We start from the raw sequence: 16,398 nt of genomic DNA on the forward strand, positions 1-16,398 counted from the left end.
TCGAACGCATGACCCGCCAGCCCGGCAACCGCCTCCGCCAGACCCTCCCGTCCCACCTCAACCACCGGCAGATCAAAAGAGGAAGGCGGAGCAAGAATCTGCTGATACGGCCTGCCCTCATCGGCAGCAAAGACCATCCGCAGCACCTCGTGCCGGCCCACCACATCGCCCAGCGCCATCCGCAACGCCTCGACATCCAGGTCACCGGTCAGCCGCAGAGCCACAGGAATGTTGTAGGTCGCCGACGGTCCCTCCAACTCGCCCAGGAACCACAACCGCTGCTGCGCGAACGACACTGGTACCGCCTTGGGCCGTGTCATCGCCACCAGCGCGGGACGCGCCGCACTCGAATCCGTCAGCCGCTGCGCGAGTCCGGCCACGGTCGGCGCCTCGAACAGCGCCCGCATCGGCACCTCGGCCCCAAAAACCGACCGGATACGGCTCACCAACCGGGTCGCCAGCAGTGAGTGGCCGCCCAGCTCGAAGAAGTTGTCCTCCACCCCGACCGTGGGCACGCCCAAAATCTCGGCGAACACCGAGCACAGGAGCTCCTCCTGCACCGTCGACGGCCCCCGCCCACCGTCGGCCGCCTGATAGTCCGGAGCCGGCAGAGCCCTACGGTCCAGCTTGCCGTTCACCGTCAACGGCAGCGCCTCCAGGACCACCAGCGCGGACGGCACCATGTACTCCGGCAACACACCCTGCAGATGCCTACGCACTACGGCGATGTCTGCACCCTCCGGACCACTCACCGGGACGAGATAGCCGACCAGACGCTTGTCACCGGGACGGTCCTCACGCAGCACCACCACCGACTGGGCCACGGACGGGAGCGCAGCCAGCACGGCCTCGATCTCACCCAGCTCGATCCGGAAACCCCGGACCTTCACCTGGTCATCCGTACGGCCCAGATACTCCAGCTGCCCGTCGGCGTTCCACCGGGCCAGGTCACCAGTGCGGTACATCCGCTCACCCGAGGTGAACGGGTTGGCCACAAACCGCTCCGCAGTCAGCCCCGGCCGCTCGAGGTAACCACGGGCCAGCTGCACACCGGCCAGATACAACTCACCCGCCACCCCGGGCGGCACCGGCCGCAAGGCTGCGTCCAGCACGAAGACTCTCATGTTCGGAACGGAACGGCCGATGGGGACGCCACCCAGCACATCCGGGTCCCCGGGACGAACGGTGAAGGTGACACATCCGACGGCCGCCTCGGTCGGACCGTACTCATTCGTGATCAGGACGTCGTGGTGCGCGGACCGCCACCGTGTGAGCTGCTCGCCTGCAAGGCTTTCACCGCCGACGACGAGGTCTCCCCGGACGAAGGACCCGGCGGGCTCTCCGGACAGAAGGCCCAGGTGGCTCGGCGTCACCTTCAGGAAGGTGGGCGCCAGTTCAGCGGGAAGCCCCTTCCGGATATCCGCGATATGCAGGGCACCGCCCGAGATCAGCGTGCCGTACAACGGTGTAACGGTCAGGTCGAACGCAGCCGACGAGTGCAGCACGGTCCGACCACTCAACCCGGGGTACGCGCCGATAGCCCAGGTGAGGTAATAGGCGACTGCTGCGTGGCTCACCACGACGCCCTTGGGGCGTCCCGTGGAGCCGGAGGTGTAGATCACGTAGGCGGGGTGGGCGGGCAGGAGTGCCGCTCCTCGCTCGTGGTCCGTGAGGTTCTCCCCGGCCATGGTGGACAGGGCCGCCGTGATGTCTGGGGCATCCGTCACGATGCGCGTCACACCGTCATCCACTGCGCCTGTCATGGCCTGGTGTGTAACCAGCAGTGTGGCCTGGGCGTCGTTGAGCATGTAGGTGACGCGGTCGGCGGGGTAAGCCGGGTCGATCGGAACGTACGCGGCTCCGGTCTTGACCACTGCGAGGAGTGCGGCGACGAGGTCGGCGGAGCGGTCCATCATCACCGCCACACGTTCTTCCGGCCGGGCGCCCCTGCCCACAAGGACGCGGGCCAGCCGGTTGGCCCGCGCGTTCAACTCCGCATAGGTCACCTCGGTGCCGTCGAAGACCACCGCGGTCGCGTCGGGGGTGCGGGCGACCTGGGCTTCCAACAGTTCGGCCAGCGTGGTCGGCGGAACCTCGTGGGTGGTGTCGTTCCACCCGGACAGGATCCGCTCCCGCTCCGCGGTGTCCAGGACATCGATGCGGCTGACCGGCACCGACGGATCCGCGGTCACTGTCTCCAGGACCAAAAGGAAGCGCCGTGCGATCGCCTCGACACTTGCGGGATCGAACAGGTCGGTGGCGTAGGTGATCAGTCCGGTCAGGCCCGCCGGGGTGCCGCCGTCGGTGATCTGCTCGGCGATCTGGAAGTCCAGGTCGAACTTGGCAGGAAGGACGCCCGCAGGCAGTACCTCGATGTTCAGCCCGGGCAGGTCCAGACGCGCTTCGGCGGTGTTCTGCAGGGTGAGCATGACCTGGAACAGCGGGTGGCGGGCCATCGACCGGGCCGGGGCCAGGTCCTCCACCAGCCGCTCGAACGGCACATCCTGGTGCGTGTAGGCGCCGAGGTCCGCTTCCCGTGTTCTGGCCAGCAGTTGCAGGAAGGTCGGATCGCCGGACAGGTCTGAGCGCAGCACGAGGGTGTTGACGAAGAATCCCACCAGATCGTCCAGTGCCTCGTCGGTGCGGCCTGCGATCGAGGTGCCGACCGGGATGTCGTCTCCGGCCCCCAGCCGGTGCAGCAGGACGGCCAATGCCGCCTGCACCACCATGAACACCGTCACGCCCTGCACCCGGGCCAGCTCAACCAACTCCTGGTGCACCTGCGCGTCAATGGTCAGTTCGACACTGCCACCCCGATGGGAGACGACCGGGGGACGCGACCGGTCGAACGGCAACGCCAGTTCCTCCGGCAGGTCGGCCAGTGCCTGGCGCCAATAGGCCAACTGCTCGGTCAGGAGGCTGTCGGGGTCGGTCTCGTCACCAAGCAGCTCGCGCTGCCACAGGCTGTAGTCGGCATACTGCACCGGCAACGGCACCCACTCCAGGGCCCGGCCAGTGGATCGGGCCGCATACGCGGCCGACAGATCCCGCGTCAGGGGGGCCAGGGACCACCCGTCACCCGCGATGTGGTGCACCATGATCATCAGGACGTGCTCGTCAGGACCGGTTTCGAACAGCCAGGCCCGCAGCGGGATCTGCTTGGCAAGATCGAAGTGGTGACCTGCGATCTCGGTGATCGCAGCCTCGAGGTCCGCTGCCCGTTCGACCGCGAGTGGGACGGGGGCGTCTTCGGCCGGCAGGATCTGCTGGTGGGGTTGCCCGTCCACCGTGGCGAACACGGTGCGCAGGACCTCGTGTCGGCCGACCACATCACGCAGGGCGGCCTTCAGAGCGTCGACATCCAGCGACCCGGTCAGTCGCAGGGCGAGGGGGATGTTGTAGGTGGCCGACGGGCCTTCCAGCTCGCCCAGGAACCACAACCGCTGCTGCGCGAACGACAACGGCACCCGCTCCACCCGCTCCGCCCGCACCAGCGGTTGCCGCCTCGCACCGGACGAGGTCAACCGGTCCGCCAGGGCAGCCGGAGTGGACGCCTCGAACAGCGTCCGGATCGGCACCTCGGCCCCAAAGACCGACCGGATACGGCTCACCAACCGGGTCGCCAGCAGTGAGTGGCCGCCCAGCTCGAAGAAGTTGTCCTCCACCCCGACCGTGGGCACGCCCAAAATCTCGGCGAACACCGAGCACAGGAGCTCCTCCTGCACCGTCGACGGCCCCCGCCCACCGTCGGCCGCCTGATAGTCCGGAGCCGGCAGAGCCCTACGGTCCAGCTTGCCGTTCACCGTCAACGGCAGCGCCTCCAGGACCACCAGCGCGGACGGCACCATGTACTCCGGCAACACACCCTGCAGATGCCTACGCACTACGGCGATGTCTGCACCTCCCGCACCACTCGCCGGGACGAGATAGCCGACCAGACGCTTGTCACCGGGACGGTCCTCACGCAGCACCACCACCGACTGGGCCACGGACGGGAGCGCAGCCAGCACGGCCTCGATCTCACCCAGCTCGATCCGGAAACCCCGGACCTTCACCTGGTCATCCGTACGGCCCAGATACTCCAGCTGCCCGTCGGCGTTCCACCGGGCCAGGTCACCAGTGCGGTACATCCGCTCACCCGAGGTGAACGGGTTGGCCACAAACCGCTCCGCAGTCAGCCCCGGCCGCTCGAGATAGCCACGGGCCAGCTGCACCCCGGCCAGATACAACTCACCCGCCACCCCGGGCGGCACCGGCCGCAAGGCTGCGTCCAGCACATAGACCTGGGTGTTCCAGACCGGGCGTCCGATGGGGACACTGCTCCTGCTGGTGTCGCTGTCACACGTCCATGCGGTGACCTCGACTGACGCCTCGGTGGGACCGTAGAGATTGTGAAGCGGAACGTCCAGTACGTTCCGGAACTGCCCGGCGAGGTCGCCGGGGAGCGCTTCGCCGCTGCAGAACACAGCTCGCAGGTCGGTACAGGCGGCGGCGGCCGGTTCGCGGAGGAAGACCTGCAGCAGGGACGGGACGAAGTGCGCGATCGTGACACGTTCGCGTTGGATCAACTCGGCCAGGTACCCCGGGTCGCGGTGGCCTGAGGGCTTGGCGACCACCACCGTCGCGCCCTGGAGCAGCGGCCAGAAGAACTCCCGTACCGACACATCGAAACCGAAGGGGGTTTTCTGCAACACCCGTTCCGAGGCCGTTAAGTTGTAGGCGCCCTGCATCCAGGTCAGCCAGTTGACGATACCCGCATGGGGTACGGCCACACCCTTCGGCCGTCCGGTGGACCCGGAGGTGTAGATGACGTAGGCGGGGTGGGCTGGCAGCAGGGTGGTCCGGCGCTCGGTGTCGGTGGGGTCGGTGTCGGTGTCGGTGTCGGTGGGGTCGGTGTCTTGGAGGTCCTCGAGTGCGGTGGTGGTCCGGGGGTCGTCGACGGCCACGTACGGCGGGTGGCTGTCGGTGAGGCAGGAGGCCAGGTCCGTGCTGGTGAGCACCAGGAGGGGCTGGGCGTCGGTGAGGACGTAAGTGATGCGGTCGGCGGGGTAGTCCGGGTCAACGGGTACATACGCGCCGCCGGCCTTGACCACCGCAAGGAGGGCGACCACCAGGTCGACGGAGCGGTGCATCATCACCGCGACCAGCGACTCGGGTCCCACACCCCGGTCGATCAGGAACCGGGCGAGGCGGTTGGCCCGTGCGTTGAGGTCCGCATAGGTCACCTCGATACCCTCGAAGACCACCGCGACCGCGTCCGGGGTGCGGGCGGCCTGGGTCTGGAACAGCTCCGGCAGTGTCGCCGCGGGCACCTCCCGGGCGGTGTCGTTCCAGTCCTCGAGAACCAGACGCTGCTCGGAGCGGCTCATCAACGTGATCTGGTGTACGCGTTTCTCCGCAGTGGAACGCGCCATCCAGTTCATCACGTCAAGGAATTTCGCAGCATGCTCATGCGCTGCTCCCCGGCTGTAAAGATCCGGGTTGGCATCCACAATCACGGATATGCTTCCGTCGGATGACCTGTCGTACACGGAAATAGACAGGTCATTGAAATTTATGCCACCGAGCCCGTGCGCACTGCTGGGGGCGTCACCAAATCTCAGATCGTAGTCAAAGGAGACGATATTGACCAGTAGGGGGTAAAGTCCGCTGCGCCCTACGAGCTTCAGGTCTCTGAGGATGTCCTCGTAGCGGTATCGCTGATGCCGCAAGGCATCTCTCACTCCGCGAGACACCTGCTTCACGAGTTCCCTCACCGTGGCCTTCGGCTGCACTGCGAGGCGCAGAGGAATGATATTCGCCGTCATTCCTGGGATGTCCCGCAGTGCAGTTGTTCTACCCATTACGGGGACCCCGAGAATGACGTCCTCTTGCCCCGTTGCGCGATGCAGGTAGGCAGCGCTCGCGGCTACGGCCAGACCCGAGAGGCTCGTTCCCAGTCGACGTGCGGAGCTTCGGAGTTCCGCGGCGGCGGCGGGAGGGATGTGGAGCGTATGACGTGTCAGTTCATGGGGCGTGGTGGAAGGTTCCCGGCCACTCAAGCTGACCGCTTGAGGGCGATCGGAAAGCCGCTCCGTCCAGTAATCCCGGTCCAGTTCGAATTCTGCGGACACCCGGTAATCGGCATCGGCGTCCATCAGTACGGAACTCGAGAGAAGAGGGCTGCCCGTGAGGGATTCACCAGCCAAAAGTGCCGTGTAAACTGCAGCCACTCGGGAGGCTATCAGGGGTCCCGCGAGTCCGTCTGCAATGATGTGGTGTATTCGCTGATACCAGAAGAAGAGGTCTTCGTCCACCTTGAATACAGCCTGGGTGAAAAGTTCACCGCCCTGGAGATCCACTGGACGTCGCATGTTCACCCGCATCCAACTCTCCGCGCTGGAACGGGGATCTTCCTCACCGCTCACGTCGATCACGTGAAACAGCCAATCGCTCCGCAGGTCAAAATACTGCTGCGGGACTTCGTCTGCGGTTCCCTCAAAGCGCAGGCTAAAACAGTCGACTTCTTGGACGACTCTTCGCACGGCCGCCTCAAAGAAGCCCGTGTGCACCTTTCCGTGAATCTCTATGTATTCACCCATGTTGTAGATCGGATTATCCGGATTCAGCTGCTGCGCATGCCATAGGCCAAGCTGTCCGGCCATCAGTTCACGACGGCCACCATGCGATCCAGACATCTCCACACCTCGGTCAACGCACGCGCTCCGTACCAGGAGCAACCAATTAAGCAATTTGAAAGCAATGTTGATCCACTTAACCCTCTCAAGCCGAACTGGGCACTGTCAACTTTCTTGGCGAAGTGGGCATTTAGAGGACGCTTAGGGGCGGCTTGTGGTAATAAGTTGCTTCTGCGGCCAACAATCCTTGGACTGATTCGCGTCTTACGTGCACCTTCCCGGCCTTCTGGGCGCCGACCTCTGTGCTCGTTCGATCCGCTTCTCGACGCTGGATTCCGTCTGGTTTATTAATAGGCGAAAAATTCCCACCAGTGTGGAGATTTCAGGTATTCCAGTCCGTGCCCGTCGGCGATAAATACGGCAAAACGGTAAACAGCTATTGCAAACAAACATCAAACACCCTCCAAGGGTGCAACCAGGGAGAGCTTGTGCCATTGACTGAACTTTGAGATCGCCAGTTTTCAACCCGTCTGTCCGGCACATGCATTTTTCGACCCCTGGGCTGCCGACCCTGCCACCCGTTTGATCCGGTTCTCATGCACAAAGTCCGTCTGGCCTGAGACGTCATCCGCTTATCGATCACAGGGACGGCCTGGTCGGACAGGGTTCCTGATCGGGTGATCGCGCGAGGGTCGGCGCATGGCAGCAGGGCCTCTTGGTAGTTCGGAGGCGCGAACCGAACCGAATACCAGGAGGCCCTGTTGTCGCAGTCTTCAGCGCTCGCGTGTGTGGAGTCCAGCTCGCCTTCCCTGCCGTGTGACTGCCTCGCGCACAGGCTCGGCAACGCGGCAGACCGGCCGACCGCACCCCCTGATGTCTCCGATATGACGGACGCGGAGTGGCAGGTCGTCCTGGCGTTGCTGCCGGTTCCGGCCAGGCCCTTCTCGGCTTGCGGATAGCCCCCCACGAAGATCTCCCGGCAGGGGTTGTCGATGAACATGTACTCCAGCGCGAGCAGCGAGGGTGCCGCGGCCGCGACGTGGATCGCGGCCAGCTGGGAGAGCCCCCCGGAAAAACCCGTGTGCGGGGCGAAGGCTATGTTGTGCGCGAACGCCAGGGTCCAGATGTGGCGTGCCCCGGTGATCCTCCCGCAGCGACCCAGATCAGGTTGCGCGACATCGATCAACCGCCGCTCGATCAGCGCGATCAGCTGCAGCAGCGGCTCCGGTCCGACTCGCCGGACGGCCGCCTTCGCGCTGACCAGTGCCGCGGCAGCAGGACGCTGTCATCAAGAAGGTGCCTTCGCCGCGAAGTTCGCGAGCCGTTCAGCGAAAGCCTCGACGAGGCCACGGAGCTCATCCGGGCGTTCGATGACGAAGGGCCGGTCCAGCGAGGCAAGTACGGCAGGCAGCCAGTCGAGCCGCTCCACACGCAGTTCGACACGGCAACAGCGCTCGGCCCCCGGAGATGCGCCGCCCGGGGATGGCAGTTCCGTCACGATCGCGACGCCGGCGGGCAGTCGGGTGTGGATCTGCTCGGCCGTCCCCTGGACTCGCAGGGTCACCTCATGCTGGTACGGAGCCGTGGCGAGCCCTGTCAGGACGCGCTTCGCCGGATCGATTCCGACGGATGGTTCGAACGAGCCGGGCAGGCTCCTCACACCGGTGATGCGATCCAGTCTGAAGGTCCGGTCCTCACCTGCCGAGAGATCCGCAGCCGTTACGTACCACCTGCCCGAGTGGGCGACGACCCCGTAGGGGTGCAGGGTGCGCTCGCTGCGTCGGCCGTCGCCGGCGGTGTACCGGATCGAGATCGGCCGGTGGTGGTGCACCGCGTCGGCGATCGGGAGGAGGACCGCGGGCTCCGGGGCGGCCGCTTTGCCGGGCGGATCCGTGAAGGCGAGGGAGCCGAGCACAGCGTCGAGTCTGCGGCTCAGCCGCTCGGGCAGCACTCGCCGGATCTTGGCCGCCGCCGTCTCAATCGCCGTGTCCGTGGCCGTCACCAGGCCCGATCGCCGACCCGCGACCAGGCCGAGCAGCACGGCGAGCGCTTCGTCGTCGCTCAGCATGAGCGGGGGCATGCGGTAACCGGGGCCGAGTCGGTAGCCACCGTAGCGGCCGCGCACCGACTCGACGGGCACGTCGAGGTCGACGAGCTGCTGGACGTAGCGCCGTACGGTGCGTTCGTCGACGTTCAGCCGATCGGCGAGTTCGGACACGGTCCGGATGCCGCCCGACTGCAGAAGCTCCAGCAGGGTGAGGACGCGAGCAATGGGGCGGGCCATACCCGGAAGTCTCCCGCATATACCGGGCGGGTTCCGCCCGGTATATGTCGTAGCGTGCGGTCACAGGCACCGACCGGCCACCGGCCAGAGGAGAAAACCCATGAACTTCGTCTCCATCCGCATCATCACGGGTGACGTCGCACGCCTCGTCGACTTCTACGAGCGCGCCACCGAAGTGTCCGCCACCTGGGCCAACGAGGACTTCGCCGAACTCAGGACCCCCCAGGCCACCCTCGCGATCGGCAGCACCCGCACGGTCCCTCTGTTCGCGCCGGGCTCCGCCCGCCCGGCCGACAATCACAGTGTCATCCTCGAATTCCTCGTCGACGACGTGGACAGCGTGTACAAGAACCTGAGCAGCTTCGTGGAGGACTTCGTCAACGAGCCCACCACGATGCCCTGGGGGAACCGGGCGCTCCTGTTCCGCGACCCCGACGGCAACCTCGTCAACTTCTTCACTCCTGTGACGCCGGCCGCCGTCGAGAAGTTCGCTCGCTGAGGACAACACGGTGGTGGCGACCCGCGCTCTCGGGCGGCCCCTGCACCCTCGGCACCTCCATCTGCCTGAGCTGCGCTTGCGGCCCCTTCACGTGCTCGTTGGGCTCCTCAAGACGAAGCGTGCCGGCAGAGAACGTCTCCCAGTTCAAGGTGAGCTGAGCTGCACTCACAGGCACTCTCCTTTACCTGCAACCGGGTCGCCTGGTGGTACCGGCCCGGCGAGAGCGTCGACGCGATCGCCGACACGGCCGAGGCCGGCGTCTGCCGCGCCGACCACCGGCTTCCCCCAGGCCAGGGGCCGGCCGGGGCGATCGCAGCTTTACGGCCTGGGAACGTTGCGCAGATTGGCCCTGGCCAGGTCGAGCATCCTGCCCACGCCCCCGTTGAGTACCGTCCTGCCTGCCGAGAAGGCGAAGCCCTTCACCTGTTCGCCGGAGATGTGCGGCGGGATCGACAGTGCGTTGGGGTCGGTGACCAGATCCACCAGGCACGGCCCGTCGTACGACAGCGCCTCCCGCAGGCCTTCCCGGATCTGGTCGGGCTTCTCGATGCGGATCGAGTGGATTCCGACCCCCGCGGCGATGGCGGCGTAGTCCACCGGCTCGTGGTCGGTCTCGTAGTCGGGCAGGCCGTCGACCATCATCTCCAGCTTGACCATGCCGAGGGAGGAGTTGTTGAAGACGATCGTCTTCACCGGCAGGTTGTGCAGTTTGACGGTGAGCAGCTCACCCATGAGCATGCCGAGTCCACCGTCGCCCGACATGGAGATCACCTGACGGCCGGGGTAGGCGAACTGGGCGCCGATGGCGTGCGGGAGAGCGTTGGCCATGGTGCCGTGCAGGAACGAACCGATCACGCGACGGCGACCGTTGGGCGTGATGTAGCGGGCCGCCCACACGTTGCACATTCCGGTGTCGACGGTGAACACCGCGTCGTCGTCGGCGAGTTCGTCGAGGATGGACGCCGGGTATTCGGGGTGGATCGGCACGTGGTGCTCGACGTTGCGGGTGTAGGCGGAGACCACGTTCTCCAGGGACTTGGCGTGGTGGCGCAGCGTCCGGTCCAGGTACGAGCGGTCGCGCTTCGCCTCGACCAGCGGCAGCGCCGCGCGCAGCGTCTCTCCCACGTCGCCGTGTACGCCCAGCTCCAGCGCGGTCCGGCGCCCGATCCGTGCCGCGTCGTGGTCGATCTGTACAGTGCGGGCCTGCGGCAGGAAGTCGTCGTACGGGAAGTCGGTGCCCAGCAGTACCACGAGGTCCGCCTCGTGCATCGCGTCGTAGCAGGCGCCGTAGCCGAGCAGTCCGCTCATGCCGACGTCGTACGGGTTGTCGTACTGGATCCACTCCTTGCCGCGCAGCGTGTGCCCGATCGGCGCGTGCACCCGGCCCGCGAGTTCCATCACCTCGGCGTGCGCGTCCCGCACACCGGCGCCGCAGAAGAACATCACCTTCTGGGCCGCGTTGAGCTTCGCCGCGAGGTCCCGCACCTGCTCGGCCGGTGGGACGACCCGGCCGCGGTCGGTGACGAAGCTGCTCGATCCGGTGGGGTTGGTGGCGGGCGCGTGGGACAGGTCGCCGGGCATGACGAGCACCGACACCCCGTTGTCCGCCAGCGCGCGCTGTACGGCGATCCGCACCATCCGCGGCATCTGCGAGGACTGGCTCACCATCTCGCAGTACTGGCTGCACTCGGTGAACAGCCGCTCCGGATGCGTCTCCTGGAAGAACCCGGTTCCGATCTGCTTCGACGGAATGTGGGAGGCGATCGCGAGCACCGGGGCCCCGGAGCGGTTCGCGTCGTACAGCCCCTGGATCAGGTGGGTGTTGCCCGGACCGCAACTGCCCGCGCACACCGCGAGCCGCCCGGTCAGCTGCGCCTCGGCCGCGGCGGCCAACGCCGCCGCCTCCTCGTTGCGCACATGGACCCACTCGATGCCCTCGGTACGCCGGATGGCGTCCACGACCGGATTGAGGCTGTCGCCGACGACGCCGTAGATCCGTTCCACCCCTGCCTGCCGCAGGACGTCTATCAGCTGCTGTGCCACGGTCGGATTACGCACCGGGTCCTCCTTGAACGGGTTGCTCGACGGACGCCCGCGGACGGCGGCCACCCTGGTGACGCGGCTCGCGTCGGCCACCAGGGTGGCCTTGCCGCTGAGTGGTCCGCCCGCCGTCGTCTTCGATTCGTCGGTGTCTGCGGCGCCTGCGTGAGACTAGCTCAGCCCGCCTTGATCTTCGAGAGGTTCTCTGCCAGCCAGGCGTCGAAGCTCTTGAGCGCCGGGTTGAGTTCCCGCACCTTGTCCAGGTCGCGGGCGCCGGTGAACTCCTGGTCGAAGTCGCCGTAGTACTGGAACATGTTGGCGATCTCCTCGGCGGCCGGGATGTCGAGGGAGCGGAAGACGTCGTAGGGGACCGACTGGAAGCGCACCGGTTCGCCGAGCGCGGCCTCGAACTTCGCCGCGTACTGCGCTCCGGTCAGGTGGTCGCCGGCCAGGCCGACAGTCTCGCCGAGGAACCGCTCGCCGCCCTTGAGGATGCCGAAAGCGGTGCGACCGATGTCCTCGGAGTCCACTCCGGACAGCAGCTTGCCGTCCTCCAGGGGCAGGGTCAGCGTCAGCACGCCGTCCTCACCGCGCTGGGGACCCATCTGGGTCAGGAAGCCCTGGAAGAAGAAGGTGGTGTTCAGGAAGGTGGTCGGCACGCCGGCCTGGCGGAACAGTTCGTTGGCCTCGCCCTTGGCGTCGAAGTGCGGCACGTTGTACTTGCCCTGGAGAACAGGCATCCGCTCGTCCTCCAGCGGCAGCAACTCGCGAGTGTCCTCCAGCGTCGACCACACCACGTGCTTCAGCCCCGCCGCCTGGGCCGCCCGCACCAGGACGTGGACCTCCTCGATCTCCTTCTCCGCCGAGCCGTGCGCCCAGAAGTTGGTGACCAGGAAAGCGCCGTACGCACCCGCGAACGCCTTGTGCACGCTCGCCTCGTCATGGAAGTCCGCCTGGACGACCTCGGCCCCCAGGGCGACGAGTTCCCGGGCGGCGGGCGCGCCGGGGTTCCTGGTGAGCGCGCGCACCGTAAAGCCCGAATCCGGGTCGGCCAGGATCGCCCGCGCGACACCGCCGCCCTGGCCGCCCGTCGCTCCGGCGACCGCGATGACCTTCTGCTCACTCATAGGTACTGCCCCTGCCCAAAAGTTAGGTTGATGCATCAATAAAAACTTACGCCATCTGAGATGACGCGTCAACCTTTCGGTTGGTCTTCACACGGTGACCGCCAGGGTGACCGCGTCGGCGGACGACCCGTGCCGCACCCCCCCCCCCGGACCGAGGAGGCCACGCCCGGCTCCACGCCCTGACCGGCCGCCTGGATCAGGCGCACGCGGCACCGCGCGACGTCGAGGGCGCACCGCCGACACCGGGCCCGGCTCCGCTCTCCGCCCTCCGCCCTCCGCCCTCCGCCCTCCGCCCTCAGCGTCGCACAGACGGCGTCGCGCAGACGGCGTCGCGCAGACGGCGTCTCGGCGAGGCAGGGATGACGCGTCAACAAATCGTTTACACTGACACGTATGACTGAGAGAACGCCCTGGCTCTCCGAGCCGGAGCAACACGCCTGGCGCAGCTTCGTGCGGATGCAGGAAAAGCTTGTCGGCAGGCTGGGCCGCGAGGTGCAGACCGAGTCGGGACTGTCGACCGCCGACTACGGAGTACTCGTCCACCTCACCGAAGTCCCTGAGGGTCGGCAGCGCGTCCTGGAGCTGGCCAAGGCCGTGGAGTGGGAAAAAAGCCGGATGTCCCACCACATCAACCGGATGGCCAAGCGGGGTCTGGTGATCCGGGAGGACTGTCCCACCGACGCGCGCGTGTCGTTCGTGGTCGTCACTCCCGCCGGCCGTGAAGCCCTCGCGACGGCAGCCCCCCGTCATGTCGAGGCGGTCCGCCGCCTGTTCATCGACCCGCTCAGCCCGGCAGAGCTCGCCATGCTCGCCCAGATCTCCGACCGCATCCTCGAACAGCTGGGGAAGGACAGCGCCTGAGCAGACGGCGCGACACCCGGCGGGCCGGACCGTCCTTCAGAACGGCCCGGAACCCCGGAACCCCGGTCCGTCTCACATCGCCGCGGCGAGCGTGACAGCGGCAGCGACCGCGAGCAGGACGAGGACGAAGGGAGCCATCGCGCCGCCTCGGGTCTTGGGGTCGGCGTAGTCACCGGCCTTGGCATGGAAGCCGATCGCCCCTGCCATCGTGATCGCGAAGCCGACAGCGGCGGCGATGCCCAGCGGCTGCCAGAAGAGTCCCCACGACGAGGCCCACGGCGGCAGCCACCTCGGCGAGCCCGATGAAGCGCACGAACCCGGCACTCAGCCCCATGTGCGACTGCAGCCCGGCGGAAACGTCCCCCTTGAGCAGAACCTTGGGCGCGCCGGCAGCGAGTGCCACCAGGGCCAGGAGCACGCTGAGGACGGCGGCGGCGATGTACATGGGAACGGATTTCCTTCCAGCTGGGCACACGCCCCACAGGGGGAACACCTGCCATTGATTGACTGATCAACCGCGAGCACAGGATGTAAAGGTTGACGCATCAATCAATGCGCGGAGCCGCCCCAGAGCCGCCCCAGAGTCGTCCCGGAGCTACCCCGGAGTGCCGACAGGGGCCGCCTCCGCCCGGAATACGAGCACCAGGCCACACGTTCCCACATACAGTTGACTCATCAACCAAATGGAAGAGGATGAGTGCGATGCAGTTCGGAATCTTCACCGTCGGCGACGTCACCACGGACCCGACCACGGGCCGGACACCGACCGAGCACGAGCGGATCAAGGCGATGGTCACCATCGCGCAGAAGGCGGAGGAGGTCGGGCTCGACGTCTTCGCGACCGGCGAGCACCACAACCCGCCCTTCGTGCCCTCGTCCCCCACCACCATGCTGGGCTGGATCGCCGCCCGCACCGACCGCATCATCCTTTCCACGGCCACCACGCTGATCACCACCAACGACCCGGTGAAGATCGCCGAGGACTACGCCATGCTCCAGCACCTGGCCGACGGGCGCGTCGACCTGATGATGGGCCGCGGCAACACCGGCCCGGTCTACCCCTGGTTCGGCAAGGACATCCGCGAGGGCATCAACCTCACCATCGAGAACTACGCCCTGCTGCACCGGCTGTGGCGTGAGGACGTCGTGAACTGGGAGGGCAAGTTCCGCACGCCGCTGCAGGGCTTCACCTCCACGCCCCGCCCGCTGGACGGCGTCCCGCCGTTCGTCTGGCACGGCTCCATCCGCTCCCCGGAAATAGCCGAGCAGGCCGCGTACTACGGCGACGGCTTCTTCGCCAACAACATCTTCTGGCCCAAGGAACACTTCCAGCGTCTGATCAACCTCTATCGGGAGCGGTACGCGTACTACGGCCACGGCACGCCCGAGCAGGCCATCGTCGGACTGGGCGGCCATGTGTACATGCGGCGCAACTCCCAGGACGCCATACGGGAGTTCCGGCCGTTCTTCGACGGCTCGCCCCAGATGGGAGGCGGTCCGTCGCTGGAGCAGTACATGGAGCAGACCCCGCTGACGGTCGGCAGCCCGCAGGAGGTCATCGAGAAGACGCTGACGTTCCGGGAGTCGTTCGGCGACTACCAGCGACAACTGTTCAACGTGGACGGCGTGGGAGTACCGCTGAAGAGCGTGCTGGAGCAGATCGACATGCTCGGCGAAGAGGTGGTCCCCGTCCTGCGCGAGGAGTTCGCCAAGAACCGCCCCGCCGACGTGCCCGCCGGCCCGACTCACGCCGACCTTCTCGGGCGGCACAAGGGAACGGATGCGAGGTGAGCACCGCGGGAGCAGCGGATCCAGCCCGCCGGCGCCCTGGCCGAGCGGCCGGCCGGCAGAAGGGGTGCGCCGGTGCCCCTCAGGTGCGCTGCGGTACGAACTGGCGGATGGTGGGAAGAGACTCCGGCTTTCCCACCCACATCACCCGGACCCCGCCGGGCAGCTGCTGGTGCGCGGCGAACTGTCGCTGGACACTCAGGATCACCCAGGCAGGGAACCCCGACAAAGAACCCCGGCACGAATACGGAGCTGAACAATATGTCCCTCGCAGTGCGGTTCTCCGAGTACGGCACCACTGATGTGCTCCGCGTCGTGGATGTTCCGGCGCCCGTCCCGGGCCCCGGGCAGGTGCGGCTCGTGGTACGGGCGGCAGGCGTCAACCCCTTCGACTGGAAGGTCATGCAGGGGTTCATGAGGCAGATGATGCCCCTCGATCTCCCCGCGGGCCTCGGGTCCGACGTGGCCGGTGTGGTGGACGAGGTCGGGGAGGGGGTGACCGCCTTCGCCGTCGGCGACGAGGTCCTCGGGGCCTCGCTCACCCCGGGCTACGCCCAGTCCGCGCTTGCGGACGCCGGAGCGCTGGTCGCCAAGCCGGCCGGCCTTTCCTGGGACGTCGCCGGAACTCTCGCGGGTTCGGGCGGAACGGCCTGGACGGTCATCGAACTCCTCAAGGTCATCCAGGGCGAGACCCTGCTGATCCATGCCGCCTCCGGTGGCGTGGGCACGTTCGCCGCCCAGCTCGCCGTGGCCCGTGGCGCGCGCGTGATCGGCACCGCCAGCCCGGACAACCACGAACGGCTGCGCGCGCTCGGCGTGACCCCCGTCGCCCACAGCGAGGGGCTCGCCGACCGGGTACGGGCGATCGCCCCCGACGGGGTCGACGCCGTACTCGACGCCTCCGGCCACGGCGAGATCCCGATGTCCATCGACCTCGCCGGAGGCCCCGAGCGGGTCCTCACCCTGCTGGCCTTCGACGCGGCCGACCTGGGCATCCAGGTCCACACGGACGGACCGCGCGGCAACACCGTCCGGGCCCTGCACGACATCCTCGCCCTCATCGAAGAGGGACGGCTGCAGGTCCCGGTCTGGCGCACGTTCCCCCTCACGGAGGCGGCCGCCGCGCTCGACCTGAGCCGTACGGGACACGTCGGCGGCAAGATCGTGCTGCTGCCGTAGGCC

At 67.1% G+C, this 16,398-nt stretch carries 10 protein-coding genes; 4 read left to right on the forward strand and 6 right to left on the reverse strand.

All coding sequences use genetic code 11. The annotated features are described in order from the left end of the window. Both M2271_RS27450 and M2271_RS27455 read right to left on the reverse strand, forming a co-directional pair. Nucleotides 1-6,677 (reverse strand): amino acid adenylation domain-containing protein (locus tag M2271_RS27450; protein WP_348539196.1); only part of this gene is annotated, 6,677 nt, incomplete at its 3' end. 1,228 nt (nucleotides 6,678-7,905) lie between these two features. Beyond that, nucleotides 7,906-8,901: a YafY family protein gene (locus tag M2271_RS27455; protein ID WP_280890019.1), complete on the reverse strand. Its 996-nt coding sequence runs from the start codon at nucleotides 8,899-8,901 to the stop codon at nucleotides 7,906-7,908. Nucleotides 8,902-9,001: 100 nt separating this feature from the next. Here M2271_RS27455 and M2271_RS27460 point away from each other — a divergent pair, with 100 nt between their 5' ends. Further along, complete coding sequence (locus M2271_RS27460) at nucleotides 9,002-9,400, forward strand: VOC family protein (protein ID WP_280890020.1); 399 nt, start codon at nucleotides 9,002-9,004, stop codon at nucleotides 9,398-9,400. 318 nt (nucleotides 9,401-9,718) lie between these two features. On the opposite strand, the gene M2271_RS27465 is transcribed toward M2271_RS27460, so the two are convergent. Continuing rightward, complete coding sequence (locus M2271_RS27465; protein WP_280890021.1) at nucleotides 9,719-11,458, reverse strand: pyruvate dehydrogenase; 1,740 nt, start codon at nucleotides 11,456-11,458, stop codon at nucleotides 9,719-9,721. Between the two features lie 158 nt (nucleotides 11,459-11,616). Further along, the gene (locus tag M2271_RS27470) at nucleotides 11,617-12,567 is read right to left on the reverse strand and encodes an NmrA/HSCARG family protein (protein ID WP_280890022.1); all 951 of its coding nucleotides are present in this window, start codon (nucleotides 12,565-12,567) and stop codon (nucleotides 11,617-11,619) included. A 393-nt stretch (nucleotides 12,568-12,960) separates the two neighbouring features. Here M2271_RS27470 and M2271_RS27475 point away from each other — a divergent pair, with 393 nt between their 5' ends. Then, nucleotides 12,961-13,428, forward strand: coding sequence for a MarR family transcriptional regulator (locus tag M2271_RS27475; RefSeq protein WP_280890023.1), 468 nt, complete (start codon nucleotides 12,961-12,963; stop codon nucleotides 13,426-13,428). A 72-nt stretch (nucleotides 13,429-13,500) separates the two neighbouring features. Here M2271_RS27475 and M2271_RS27480 read toward each other — a convergent pair whose 3' ends face one another. Beyond that, the gene (locus tag M2271_RS27480) at nucleotides 13,501-13,752 is read right to left on the reverse strand and encodes a DoxX family protein (protein WP_280890024.1); all 252 of its coding nucleotides are present in this window, start codon (nucleotides 13,750-13,752) and stop codon (nucleotides 13,501-13,503) included. A gap of 378 nt (nucleotides 13,753-14,130) precedes the next feature. Here M2271_RS27480 and M2271_RS27485 point away from each other — a divergent pair, with 378 nt between their 5' ends. Beyond that, nucleotides 14,131-15,219: an LLM class flavin-dependent oxidoreductase gene (locus M2271_RS27485; protein WP_280890025.1), complete on the forward strand. Its 1,089-nt coding sequence runs from the start codon at nucleotides 14,131-14,133 to the stop codon at nucleotides 15,217-15,219. Between the two features lie 79 nt (nucleotides 15,220-15,298). Here M2271_RS27485 and M2271_RS27490 read toward each other — a convergent pair whose 3' ends face one another. Further along, on the reverse strand, nucleotides 15,299-15,424 hold the full coding sequence (locus tag M2271_RS27490; RefSeq protein WP_280890026.1) for a hypothetical protein: 126 nt from the start codon (nucleotides 15,422-15,424) through the stop codon (nucleotides 15,299-15,301). Nucleotides 15,425-15,477: 53 nt separating this feature from the next. Between M2271_RS27490 and M2271_RS27495 the strand changes: the two genes are divergently transcribed. Then, nucleotides 15,478-16,395 (forward strand): NADP-dependent oxidoreductase, encoded by a 918-nt coding sequence (locus tag M2271_RS27495; protein WP_280890027.1) that lies wholly within the window; start codon nucleotides 15,478-15,480, stop codon nucleotides 16,393-16,395. Nucleotides 16,396-16,398: the final 3 nt, after the last annotated feature.

The sequence above is a fragment of the Streptomyces sp. LBL genome, assembly GCF_029893585.1.
Lineage (GTDB): Bacteria > Actinomycetota > Actinomycetes > Streptomycetales > Streptomycetaceae > Streptomyces.

What these genes read in the sequence shown, in the direction of transcription:
- M2271_RS27455 (WP_280890019.1), bottom strand. Translation starts at nt 8,901, where the DNA reads ATGGCCCGCCCCATTGCTCGCGTCCTCACCCTGCTGGAGCTTCTGCAG.
- M2271_RS27460 (WP_280890020.1), top strand. Translation starts at nt 9,002, where the DNA reads ATGAACTTCGTCTCCATCCGCATCATCACGGGTGACGTCGCACGCCTC.
- M2271_RS27470 (WP_280890022.1), bottom strand. Translation starts at nt 12,567, where the DNA reads ATGAGTGAGCAGAAGGTCATCGCGGTCGCCGGAGCGACGGGCGGCCAG.
- M2271_RS27475 (WP_280890023.1), top strand. Translation starts at nt 12,961, where the DNA reads ATGACTGAGAGAACGCCCTGGCTCTCCGAGCCGGAGCAACACGCCTGG.
- M2271_RS27485 (WP_280890025.1), top strand. Translation starts at nt 14,131, where the DNA reads ATGCAGTTCGGAATCTTCACCGTCGGCGACGTCACCACGGACCCGACC.
- M2271_RS27495 (WP_280890027.1), top strand. Translation starts at nt 15,478, where the DNA reads ATGTCCCTCGCAGTGCGGTTCTCCGAGTACGGCACCACTGATGTGCTC.